The sequence below is a fragment of the Streptomyces sp. NPDC003011 genome, from assembly GCF_053591515.1.
In genome coordinates this window covers 1-11142 of sequence record NZ_JBSFTY010000155.1, presented here as the reverse complement: position 1 = coordinate 11142, position 11142 = coordinate 1, and the positions used below count along the sequence as shown (strand labels likewise).

The following is an 11142-nucleotide window of genomic DNA, read 5'->3' as shown; positions in this document are numbered from 1 at the left end:
AGCAGTTCGCGCAGCTCCGCCTGGCCGAGCAGTTCCGCCAGCAGACGCGAGTCCAGGGAGAGCCCCTCCTTGGCGCCCTGCTGGCCGGGGGCGGGCGGTACGTCGGGGCCGCCGACCGGCGCGCAGCCGGAGGCGATGGCCGCGGCGGCGAGCACGGCGATGCCGCCCCGCACCGCCGCGGATGACCGACTTTTGTATTTTTGTCCTACCGTTCGCATGGTGCCGGATCCTCGCAGGCCGCTCCCGCGCGCCCCGGGCGACACCGCCGCCGGAGGCGGACCGTCCACCGACTGGCCCACAATGAGCCGGTGAACGACCTCGCTCTCCTCCTCACCCCCGAAGGCCGTGCCCTCCTCGACGAGGTGCGCGACACCGACCCCGCCGACGAGCTCGCCGTCGCCACCCGGCTGCGCCGCGCGCACCCCGCCGCACTGGTGTCGGCGGCGCTCGGGCAGGCGCGGCTGCGGCAGCGGGCGGCGGCGAAGTTCGGGGCCGGGGACGCCGGGCGGATGTTCTTCACCCCGAACGGGGTCGAGCAGTCGACCCGGGCGAGCGTGGCGGCGTACCGGGCGCGGCGGCTGAGGGAGCTGGGCGTGACCTCCGTGGCCGACCTGTGCTGCGGGATCGGCGGCGACGCCGTCGCGTTCGCGCGGGCCGGAGTCCGGGTGCTGGCGGTGGACCGCGACCCGGTGACGGCGGCGGTGGCCCGGGCGAACGCGGACGCGCTCGGCCTCGCCGGCCTCATCGAGGTGCGGGAGGCGGACGTCACGGAGGTCGACACGGCCGCGTACGACGCCGTGTTCGTCGACCCGGCGCGGCGCGGCGGCCGGGGCCGGATCTTCGACCCGGAGGCGTACTCGCCGCCGCTGTCCTGGGCGGTGGGCGCGGCGTCCAGGGCCCGGTGGGCCGCGCTGAAGGTCGCCCCGGGCATCCCGCACGAGGCCGTCCCGGCCGAGGCCGAGGCCGAGTGGATCTCGGACGGCGGGGACGTGAAGGAAGCGGTGCTGTGGTTCGGCACCGAGCCGGGAGCGGTCCGCGCCACCCTGCTGCCCGGCCCGCGCACCCTCCTCGGCCGGGGCCTGCCGGACCCCCGGGTCCGCCCCGTCGGCCGCTACCTGTACGAGCCCGACGGCGCCGTCATCCGCGCCCACCTGGTCGCCGAGGTCGCCGACCGGCTCGACGGCGGACTGCTCGACGCCACGATCGCCTACGTGACCTCCGACGAGCTCCGCCCGACCCCGTACGCCACCGCCTACGAGATCACCGACCGGCTGCCGTTCAACGTCAAGAAGCTGAAGGCGCTGCTGCGGGAACGGGAGGTCGGGATCCTGACCGTGAAGAAGCGCGGGTCGGCGGTGGAGCCGGAGGAGCTGCGCCGCAAGGCGCTCCCCAAGCAGCACGGGCCCCACTCGGCCACCGTGTTCCTGACCCGGGTCGCGGGAGCCCCCACGATGCTGCTGGGCCACCGGACGGGGTGACGCCCGGCGCACCGGCACGGGTCCGGCTCGCGACCGCGGACTGTGACCCGTCACGCGCGCCGGAATCACTCGGAGATTTTTCCCGGCCCGGCCCGTCCGGCCCGTGCCGGACAGGCCCCCCGGTGCCCGGGGGCCGCGGTCAGCGCAGTGACTCCCAGAGCTCGCCCGCCTCCGGCTCCTCGGCCACCACCCGGTTGCTGTCCGATGGTGCCGGCACCACCGGCATGGTCACCGTGGTCATCTCGTCCGCGGACAGCCCCCGCAGGCTCTGCCCGAGCCGTATCAGCTCGCTCAGCGAGTCGAGGCCGGTGTCCGTGGTGAGGCTGCCGGTGACCGCGTCTGCCACGCTGTACAGCCGGGTCGGGTCGGAGAGCAGGTCGGTCGAGGAGATCTGCTCCAGCAGCGCCTTCACCAGCTTCTGCTGGAGGCCGATGCGGCCGAGGTCGCTGCCGTCGCCGACGCCGTGCCGGGTACGGGCCAGGGCGAGGGCCTGCGCGCCGTCGAGTTCGTGGGTGCCGGCGTCCAGCTTCAGGTGGCTGTCCTCGTCGTCGATGTCCTCGTCCGTGGTGACGGTGACCCCGCCGAGCGCGTCCACGAGCTTCGCGAAGCCCGCGAAGTCGATCTCGATGTAGTGGTCCATGCGCACGTCGGTGAGCGACTCGACCGTCTTCACCGCGCACACCGCCCCGCCCACCGAGAACGCGCTGTTGAACATCGCGCCGTACCGCTCGGCCGTCGAGTCGCCCGACGGCAGCGGGCAGGAGGGCCGGGTGACGAGCGTGTCGCGCGGGATGCTGACCACGGTCGCCGTCGTCCGGCCGGCGTCCAGGTGCACCACCATCGCCGTGTCGGACCGGGCGCCCTCGCTGGTGCCGCCGCCGAGTTCCTGGTTCTCCTTGCCGCTGCGCGTGTCCGAGCCGAGGACCAGGATGTTGAGGGATCCGGTGGGCAGCGGGGAGGCGGCGGCGGTACCGGACGAGGACGGTGTCGTCACCGCCTTGGGCGGGCGGTCGTCGCCGAGCGCGCCGTTGATGTCGACGCTCTTGATGTTGCTGTTGAGATGCCAGTACGCCCAGCCCGCCGCCGCGACGCCGAGTACCAGCACCCCCGCCAGAGTGAGGCCGGCGGTCTTGAGCACCGCCGACCGCCGGCCGGCTCTTCTGGCCGCGTCCCCGTTCTCGTCGCTGCTCTCGTCATGTCCGGTCACGGACCTGAACATAATTCCGATTTATTGCGCGAAGGAACCTCCTACCTGCATTCCTTCGGGAATTCTCAGACTTCTCGCCCGGAAGCGAGCATTCCGTGACGGACCGTCACCCCAAGGTCACCGTCGGCACCGGATTGCCCCCGCTCCACGACCCGTTGAACCCGAAGGTCACCGAGCCGCCGCTGGGCACCGACCCGTTGTAGGAGGCGTTGGAGCAACTGACCACCGCGCCCGACTGCGTACAGCTCGCGTTCCAGGCCTGGGTGATCCGCTGTCCCGCACCGAAGGTCCAGCCGGCCTTCCAGGACGACAGCGCGGCCCCCGTGCAGGCGATCCTGACCTGCCCCGTGAACCCGGTGTCCCACTGGCTGGTCACGCTGTAGGCCGCCGTGCAGGCACCCGTCGGCGGGGTCGTGGTCCCGCCGAGCGCCTCGGCGATCGCGTGGTACGCGGGTTTCGGCGCGTAGTTCTCGTCGTACGGGGTCGCCGCGCCCTGGCCCGGGAAGGTGTCCGGGATCCAGGAGTCGGAGTCGGTGAAGCCCCAGACGGTGACACCGACGCACCGCGCCACCGCCACGCAGGCGTTCACGACCGCCTTGTAGTCGGCGGCCTGCTGGGTCAGCTTGGCGCTGTCGGACGGGAGCTGCATGCGGATGTCCAGCTCGGTGATCGCCACGTCGACACCGAGATCGGCGAACCGCTGGATGTTCTGCTGGAGCGTCGACGGCACCTGGCCGACGATCAGGTGGGCCTGCAGCCCCACCCCGTCGATCGGGACGCCGCGCTCCTTGAGGGACTTGACCAGGTTGTACAGAGCGGTGCTCTTCGCGTTGACGCCCTCGACGTTGTAGTCGTTGATGTACAGCCTGGCGGCGGGGTCGGCGGCGCGGGCGGCGGTCAGGGCCTGGGCGATGTAGTCGGCGCCGAGGCCGTTGTACCAGAGGGTCTGCCGGTAGGTGCCGTCCTCGTTGAAGGGCTCGTTCACCACGTCCCAGGTGGCGAGGCGGCCCTTGTAGCGGCCGACCTCGGTCGCGATGTGGTCCTTCATCAGCTGGCTCAGCTGGGCCGGGGTCCAGGTGCCGTTGTCCAGCCAGCCGGGGTTCTGGCTGTGCCAGACCAGGGTGTGGCCGCGCACCTGCTGGCCGTGGGCCTCGGCGAAGTCGACGATCCGGTCGGCCTCGGCCCAGTCGAAGGTGCCCCGGGCCGGCTCGACCGAGCCCCACTTCATGGCGTTGCCCGGGGTGAGCGCGTTGAACTCGCGCCCGGCGATCTCGCCGTAGGTGCCGGTGAGCTTGGAGCCGGTGACCGCCGTGCCCATGACCTTGCCCTTGGCGGCGGCGAGGTCGCGCAGGGGCGCGTCGGCGGCCTGGGCGCCGGTCGTGCCGGCGGCGAGCAGGGCACCGACGGCTGTGATTCCGGCGAACAGGGCGGTGCAGCGCACGCGCAGGGAGGTTCTGGGAGTTCCGGAGGTTCTGGTTCTGAAGGTTCTGGTTCTGAAGGTTCCGGGGGTTCTGGAGGTTCTGGAGGTTCTCAATGCGGGTGCCTCCGAAAGTTTCGGTCGTTCAACCGATTGACTTCGGAGGAGTGTGGAGGGAGGCGCCCCGCCCGTCAATACGTCACCTTCCGGCCACCCGAGGCGCGAGGGTCACGCCGGGGACGCGAGGCTCACGCCGGAGGCGCCCCGGTGCTCGCCCGCACCACCAGGCTCGTCGCCAGTTCCACCCGGGTCGCCGCCGCGGACCCCTCCTCCCGCCCGAGGTCGAGGACCAGCTTCGCGGCCGCCTCCGCCATCTCCGTCAGCGGCTGCCGCACGGTCGTCAGCGGCGGGCCCACCCAGGGCGCCACCGGCAGATCGTCGAACCCGACCACGCTCAGGTCCTCCGGGATCCTGAGCCCCAGCTCGCGCGCGGCCTCGTACAGACCGAGCGCCTGGAGGTCGTTGCCGGCGAAGACGGCGGTCGGCCGGTCCGGGCGGCGCAGCAGTTCCAGTCCCCGCCGGTAGCCGGCCTCGTGGTGGAAGTCGCCGGCCACGATCAGCTCCGGGTCCACCGGCAGCCCGGCGGTCTCCAGGGCCGCCCGGTAGCCGTCGACGCGGGCCCGGCTGCACATCATCCGGGACGGCCCGGTGATCGCGCCGATGCGGGTGTGCCCGAGGTCGACCAGATGCCGGGTGGCGGCGAGCCCGCCCTGCCAGTTGGTGGCGCCGATGGAGGGCACGTCGGCGCCCGGGTCGCCGGCCGGGTCCATCACGACGAACGGGATGGAGCGGCTGTTCAGCAGGGCGCGCTGGGACTCGTCGAGCCCGGACAGTACGAGGATCACGCCGTGCGGGCGGCGGGCGGCGACCTGGTCGGCCCAGGTGCGTCCCGGGGTGAGCCGCCCCGCGCTCTCGCTCAGCACCACGCTCAGCCCGGCGTCCCGGGCCACGTTCTCCACGCCCCGGATGACCTCCATCGCCCAGGCGCTCTCCAGTTCGTGGAAGACCAGGTCGATCAGGGGTGAGCGGCTGGCCTCGGCGCGGCGGCGCCGGTAGCCGTGGGCGCGCAGGAGTTCCTCCACCCGGCTGCGGGTCGCCGGGGCGACATCGGCGCGGCCGTTGAGGACCTTCGAAACTGTCGGCGCCGAAACGCCGGCCTCACGGGCGATCTCGGCAAGGGTCGCGGTCTGTGCGGCCCGTGCCGCCGAGGGGATTGTCGTCCGGGTTTCCGCGGGCTCCGGGGGTGTCATGGCGGCGATCGTATCCCTGCGCGACCTCTTGACGAACCCCCCTCACCGCCCTAGGTTCCCAAAACATTCGACTTACATCTCGAAACATTCGCGAGAGGGCCCTCCACCCCGACAGGAGTTTCATGACCACCGCCCCCTGGCGTGACCCCGCCCTGCCCGCCGCCGCCCGCGTCGACGACCTCCTCCCCCGGATGACCCTGGAGGAGAAGACCGCCCAGCTGTACGGCGTATGGGTGGGCGCCAGCACGGACGGCGACGGGGTCGCCCCCCTCCAACGCGAGATGACCACCGACGTCGACTGGGACGAGCTGATCACCCACGGTCTGGGCCAGCTCACCCGCCCCTTCGGCACGGCCCCGGTGGACCCGGCGCTGGGCGCGCAGGCACTGGCCCGCGCCCAGCGCCGTATCGTCGAGGCCGGCCGCTTCGGCATTCCCGCGCTCGCCCACGAGGAGTGCCTGGCCGGTTTCACCGCCTGGCAGGCGACCGCCTACCCGGTCCCGCTGGCCTGGGGCGCCACCTTCGACCCCGGGCTGGTCGAGGAGCTGGGCCGCCGCATCGGCCAGGACCTGCGCTCGGTCGGCGTCCACCAGGGGCTCGCGCCGGTCCTGGACGTCGTACGGGATCTCCGCTGGGGCCGGGTCGAGGAGACCATCGGCGAGGACCCGTACCTGGTCGGCACCGTCGGCTCCGCCTATGTGCGGGGTCTGGAGTCGGCCGGGATCGTCGCCACGCTCAAGCACTTCGCCGGGTACGCCTCCTCGGCCGGCGCCCGCAACCAGGCCCCGGTACGGGCCGGTGTCCGGGAGGTCGCGGACATCACGCTCCCGCCGTTCGAGATGGCCCTGCGCGAGGGCGGCGCCCGCTCGGTGATGGCCGCGTACACGGAGACGGACGGCGTCCCGGCGTCGGCGGACCCGGGACTGCTGACCGGACTCCTGCGCGAGCGCTGGGGGTTCACGGGCACCGTGGTCGCCGACTACTTCGGCATCGGCTTCCTGCAGACCCTGCACCGGGTGGCGGGCACCGAGGCGGAGGCGGCGCACGCGGCGCTCGCGGCCGGCATCGACGTGGAGCTGCCGACCCTGAAGTGCTACGGCCGCCCGCTCCTGGAGGCGGTCCGGGCGGGCGAGATCCCCGAGGACCTGGTCGACCGCGCGGTCCGGCGCGTGCTGCTCCAGAAGTGCGAACTGGGCCTGCTGGACGAGGACTGGCAGCCCGAGCCGGCCGGCCGGATCAACCTGGACTCCGCGGCGAACCGCGCGCTGGCCCGCCGGCTGGCCGAGGAGTCGGTGGTCCTGCTGGACAACCCGGACGGCCTGCTCCCGCTGGCCCCGGACACCAGGATCGCGGTGGTCGGTCCGCGCGCGGCGGACGCGCTGGCCATGCTCGGCTGCTACTCCTTCCCGTCCCATGTGCTCACGCACCACCCCGAGGTGGCGACGGGCATCGAGATCCCGACGCTGCTGGAGTCGCTGCGCGCCGAACTCCCCGACGCGAAGGTCACGTTCGCGCAGGGCTGCGGGGTCTCCGACCCGGACACCACGGGCTTCGAGGAGGCGGTGGCCCGCACCGCGGAGGCGGACGTGTGCGTGGCGGTCCTCGGCGACCGGGCGGGCCTGTTCGGCCGGGGCACCTCCGGCGAGGGCTGCGACGCGACCGACCTGCACCTGCCGGGCGTGCAGTCCGCGTTGCTCGACTCGCTGGTGGCGACGGGCGTCCCGGTGGTGCTGGTGCTGCTGACCGGCCGCCCCTACGCGCTCGGCCGCTGGCACGGCCGGCTCGCCGCGGTCGTCCAGGCGTTCTTCCCGGGCGAGGAGGGCGGCCCGGCGGTCGCGGGAGTGCTGTCGGGCCGCGTGAACCCCTCCGGCCGCCTCCCGGTGAGCGTCCCGCACGACCGCGGCGGCCAGCCCTGGACCTACCTCCAGCCCCCGCTGGGCCTGGCGGGGGAGGTCAGCAACCTGGACCCGACCCCGCTGTACCCGTTCGGACACGGCCGTGCGTACACGGAGTTCACCTGGGCGGACTTCACCGGCGGCGCGGAACCCGCGACGATCGGCACGGACGGCTCGTACGACGTGTCGGTGACGGTCCGCAACACGGGCGAGCGGGCGGGGGCCGAGGTCGTCCAGCTGTACCTGCACGATCCGGTGGCCTCGGTGACCCGCCCGGACGTGCGTCTGATCGGTTACCGGCGGCTGGAGCTGGAGCCGGGCGAGGGCCGCCGGGTCACCTTCCGCTTCCACGCGGACCATTCGGCCTTCACCGACCGCCGCGGCCGGAGGGTGGTCGAACCGGGCGCGCTGGAACTACGGTTGGCGGTGTCCAGCGCGGAGGTGCGGCACACGGCCCGGCTGACCCTCACGGGACCGGTCCGGGAGCCGGGGCCGGACCGCAGACTGCGCTGCGAGACGGAGGTGTCGGGCGTGGGATGAGCCCGGCGCCGGGCCGCACGGGGGCACGGGGGATGCGATGGGCCGGTACGTCCACGACGAGGTGAGGGCGGCCATCGCCGCGGCGGCCGCGCTGTCCGTCACGGCGGCGGTGCTGTGCGCGGTCCGCGGGTTCCCGGAGCTGTCCGGCAGGTGGTGGCTGCCGCACGCCGTGCTGATCGCCGTCGTGGCGCTGTGGACGCCGGTGAAGGCGTCCCGGCTCAGGTGGGTCGGCAGGGCACGGGCCTACGAGGCAGCGGTCCCCTTGGCGGACCCGCCTGCGGGGGGCGACTCCCTGCGCCGCCGGCCGGTCCGCCTGACGGTCTTCGCCGGCTTCCTCGCGGCGGCGCTGGCCGTGTCCCTGCTGTGGGAGCCCGCCCTGACCCTGCTCCTTGGGTGGCGGGCGCTGTCCTGGCTGACCGAGAGCCTGGTCGCCGCCCGCTGGGAACGCCGGCACGGGGTGCTGCTGTGGCAGGGCCACGACGAGGACGACCCCTGGAAGCTGGCCTGCTCCCCGGTCAGTCCGACGCCACCGACTCGAACCGCCACCGGTGCACCGCCCGGGTGACCAGGTCGCCCCCGGGCTCCGGCAGTTCCGGCAGCTCGGCGTCGTAGGCCGCGTCCCACCAGGTGACGACCAGCACCCGGTCCGCCGGCGCCCGGAAGGTCTCCCGGCGCAGGGGCGCCCCGGGCAGCTCCTGCGCCCGCGCCCAGGCCAGCAGTTCCCCGCCCCGCCCGTCCGCCGCCCGGGCCTCCCACATCAACGCGACCGTCACGGGTACAGGTTCTCCTTGCTGACCTCGTGCACATGGTCGTGGCCCGGGACGTGCGGCTCCGTCACCGGCAGCGAGGAGTCCGCCGACAGGTCCCAGCCGGACGCCGGCCGGTTGCGGGCGACCATCTCCGCGCCCAGCGCGGCCACCATCGCCCCGTTGTCCGTGCACAGCTTGGGCCGCGGCACCCGCAGCCGGATCCCGGCCGCCTCGCAGCGCTCCTGCGCGAGGGCCCGCAGCCGCGAGTTGGCGGCCACTCCGCCGCCGATCATCAGGTGGTCGACGCCCTCGTCCTTGCAGGCCCGCACGGCCTTGCGGGTCAGCACGTCGACGACCGCCTCCTGGAAGGAGGCCGCCACGTCGCGCACCGGCACGTCCTCCCCCGCCGCCCGCTTCGCCTCGATCCAGCGGGCCACGGCCGTCTTCAGCCCCGAGAAGGAGAAGTCGTACGCCGCGTCGCGCGGCCCGGTCAGTCCGCGCGGGAACGCGATCGCCGCCGGGTCGCCCTCCTTCGCGTACCGGTCGATGACAGGGCCGCCCGGGAAGCCCAGGTTCAGCACCCGGGCGATCTTGTCGAAGGCCTCGCCGGCCGCGTCGTCGATGGTGGCGCCCATGGGCCGCACATCGGAGGTGATGTCGCTCGACAGCAGCAGGGAGGAGTGCCCGCCGGACACCAGCAGGGCCATCGTCGGCTCCGGCAGGGCGCCGTGCTCCAGCTGGTCCACGCAGATGTGGGAGGCGAGGTGGTTGACGCCGTAGAGGGGCTTGCCGAGCGCGTAGGCGTACGCCTTGGCCGCGGAGACACCGACCAGCAGGGCGCCGGCGAGCCCCGGACCGGCGGTGACCGCGATGCCGTCGAGGTCCTTCGCGCTCACCCCCGCCTCCTTCAGCGCGCGCTCGACGGTCGGCACCATCGCCTCCAGGTGCGCCCGGGAGGCGACCTCCGGCACCACCCCGCCGAAGCGGGCGTGCTCGTCGACGCTGGACGCGATGGCGTCGGCCAGCAGGGTGGTGCCGCGGACGATGCCGACACCGGTCTCGTCGCAGGAGGTCTCGATCCCCAGGACCAGGGGTTCGTCAGCCATGGATCTCGGTTCCTTGTACGTCGGGTGCGGAGGGGGCGCCGGGGGCGGGGCCGCTGTCGGACGCGACGGTCAGCCGCATCACGAGCGCGTCCACGTTGCCCGGCTGGTAGTAGCCGCGCCGGAAGCCGATGGGCGCGAAGCCGAAGCGCTCGTAGAGCTTCTGGGCGCGGGCGTTGTCCACCCGGCACTCCAGCATCACTTCGGCGCACTCGAAGGCGGTGGCGGCCCGCAGCAGCTCGGTCAGCAGCCGGCTGCCGAGGCCGGTGCCCTGGTGGTCGCGGGCGACGGCGATGGTCTGCACGTCCGCCAGCTCCCCGGCGGAGGCCAGTCCCGCGTATCCGACGATCCGCCCGTCACCGTCCTCGGCGACGACGTACCGCCGGGTCGCCTCGGGGCCCCGGGCATGCGCCAGTTCGGACCAGAACATCCCCCGCGACCAGGCGTCCTCGGGGAAGAGGTCCCGCTCCAGTTCGAGCACGGGGTCGATGTCCCACCAGCGCATCTCGCGCAGTCGAGGGGTCACGCTCGCTTCGGTCACTTCGGGGTGACCACCTTGTAGTTCTTGGGGACCTGGGCGTCGGGCCGGCGCAGGTACAGCGGCCGGGGCGCGGGCAGTTGCCCGCCCGTGCCGAGTCTCTCGGCCGCCAGCGACGCGAGGGCGGCGGCCGAGACGTGCTCGGGCTCGTGGGCGCTCGGGAAGGTGTCCGGGTACAGCAGCGCGCCCGCGCCGACGGCGGGCCGTCCCGCGACCCGGTCGGCGATGTCGGCGGGCCGGTCGACGGCGGGGTCGGTGAGGCGGGTGCGCGCGTCGGCGTACTCGGCCCAGTAGACCTCCTTGCGCCGGGCGTCGGTCGCCACCACGAAGGGCCCCTTGTCGATGTCGGCCGCGTACGCGAGGCCGTCCAGCGTGCACACGCCGTGCACGGGGACGCCGAGCGCGAGCCCGAAGGTCTCGGCGGTCATCAGACCGACGCGCAGTCCGGTGTAGGGGCCGGGGCCGATGCCGACGACGATCCCGGTGACCGCGTCGAGCTTGAGACCGGCCTCGGCGAACACCCGGTCCACGGCCGGCAGCAGCAGCTCCCCGTGCCGGCGCGCGTCCACCTGACTCGACGAGGCGATGACGTCCGTGCCGTCGTGCAGCGCGACGGTGACGGCGGGGGTGGCGGTATCCAGAGCGAGCAAGAGCACGCAAACAGCCTACGGCTCTCACGCGCCCGGCACCGACGTCCCGGCCGGGCGGTCACCTGCTGCTACCTTCGCCACGAAGCGCGGCGTACGACACAGAGGTGGGAGACCGTGACAAGCAGCAGCGCCGGATTCGTGGCCGGCCTCACCGTGGCGGCTCAGGCCGTCGTACAACGCGAAGAGGAGCCCTTCGGCGGTCACCTTGCCGCCGAGCCGGATGCCCTGGGCCCAGTAGGGGAGGGGCAGTTCGGG

General features: G+C 73.6%; 10 protein-coding genes and 1 pseudogene. 3 read left to right on the top strand and 8 right to left on the bottom strand.

Going from position 1 to position 11142, the window contains the following annotated elements:
• A pseudogene (locus tag ACWD0J_RS40370) lies at positions 1 to 218 on the bottom strand (hypothetical protein); the annotation flags it as partial.
• Between the two features lie 90 nt (positions 219 to 308).
• Between ACWD0J_RS40370 and ACWD0J_RS40365 the strand changes: the two are divergent.
• Complete coding sequence (locus ACWD0J_RS40365) at positions 309 to 1478, top strand: class I SAM-dependent methyltransferase (RefSeq protein ID WP_451500844.1); 1170 nt, start codon at positions 309 to 311, stop codon at positions 1476 to 1478.
• 139 nt (positions 1479 to 1617) lie between these two features.
• On the opposite strand, the gene ACWD0J_RS40360 is transcribed toward ACWD0J_RS40365, so the two are convergent.
• From ACWD0J_RS40360 to ACWD0J_RS40350, 3 genes are all read right to left on the bottom strand, one after another.
• Complete coding sequence (locus ACWD0J_RS40360) at positions 1618 to 2697, bottom strand: LCP family protein (RefSeq protein ID WP_451500843.1); 1080 nt, start codon at positions 2695 to 2697, stop codon at positions 1618 to 1620.
• A 94-nt stretch (positions 2698 to 2791) separates the two neighbouring features.
• Positions 2792 to 4132, bottom strand: coding sequence for an endo-1,4-beta-xylanase (locus ACWD0J_RS40355; protein ID WP_451500846.1), 1341 nt, complete (start codon positions 4130 to 4132; stop codon positions 2792 to 2794).
• 218 nt (positions 4133 to 4350) lie between these two features.
• Positions 4351 to 5412 carry a LacI family DNA-binding transcriptional regulator gene (locus ACWD0J_RS40350; protein WP_451500842.1) on the bottom strand — a complete coding sequence of 354 codons (1062 nt, stop codon included), beginning with the start codon at positions 5410 to 5412 and terminating at the stop codon, positions 4351 to 4353.
• A gap of 122 nt (positions 5413 to 5534) precedes the next feature.
• On the opposite strand from ACWD0J_RS40350, the gene ACWD0J_RS40345 reads away from it, so the two are divergent.
• Positions 5535 to 7847: a beta-xylosidase/alpha-l-arabinosidase gene (locus ACWD0J_RS40345; protein ID WP_451500841.1), complete on the top strand. Its 2313-nt coding sequence runs from the start codon at positions 5535 to 5537 to the stop codon at positions 7845 to 7847.
• A gap of 37 nt (positions 7848 to 7884) precedes the next feature.
• Positions 7885 to 8412 carry a hypothetical protein gene (locus ACWD0J_RS40340; protein ID WP_451500840.1) on the top strand — a complete coding sequence of 176 codons (528 nt, stop codon included), beginning with the start codon at positions 7885 to 7887 and terminating at the stop codon, positions 8410 to 8412.
• Here ACWD0J_RS40340 and ACWD0J_RS40335 read toward each other — a convergent pair.
• From ACWD0J_RS40335 to tsaB, 4 genes are read right to left on the bottom strand one after another with little or no spacing between them, the layout of a single operon-like run.
• Positions 8363 to 8620, bottom strand: coding sequence for a hypothetical protein (locus tag ACWD0J_RS40335; RefSeq protein ID WP_451500839.1), 258 nt, complete (start codon positions 8618 to 8620; stop codon positions 8363 to 8365). The genes ACWD0J_RS40340 and ACWD0J_RS40335 overlap by 50 nt on opposite strands.
• Positions 8617 to 9702, bottom strand: a complete 1086-nt coding sequence (gene tsaD, locus ACWD0J_RS40330) for a tRNA (adenosine(37)-N6)-threonylcarbamoyltransferase complex transferase subunit TsaD (protein WP_451500838.1) — start codon at positions 9700 to 9702, stop codon at positions 8617 to 8619. The genes ACWD0J_RS40335 and tsaD overlap by 4 nt, the downstream gene beginning before the upstream one ends.
• Positions 9695 to 10204, bottom strand: a complete 510-nt coding sequence (gene rimI, locus ACWD0J_RS40325; protein ID WP_451500845.1) for a ribosomal protein S18-alanine N-acetyltransferase — start codon at positions 10202 to 10204, stop codon at positions 9695 to 9697. The genes tsaD and rimI overlap by 8 nt, the downstream gene beginning before the upstream one ends.
• 32 nt (positions 10205 to 10236) lie before the next feature.
• Complete coding sequence (gene tsaB, locus ACWD0J_RS40320) at positions 10237 to 10893, bottom strand: tRNA (adenosine(37)-N6)-threonylcarbamoyltransferase complex dimerization subunit type 1 TsaB (protein ID WP_451500837.1); 657 nt, start codon at positions 10891 to 10893, stop codon at positions 10237 to 10239.
• Positions 10894 to 11142: the final 249 nt, after the last annotated feature.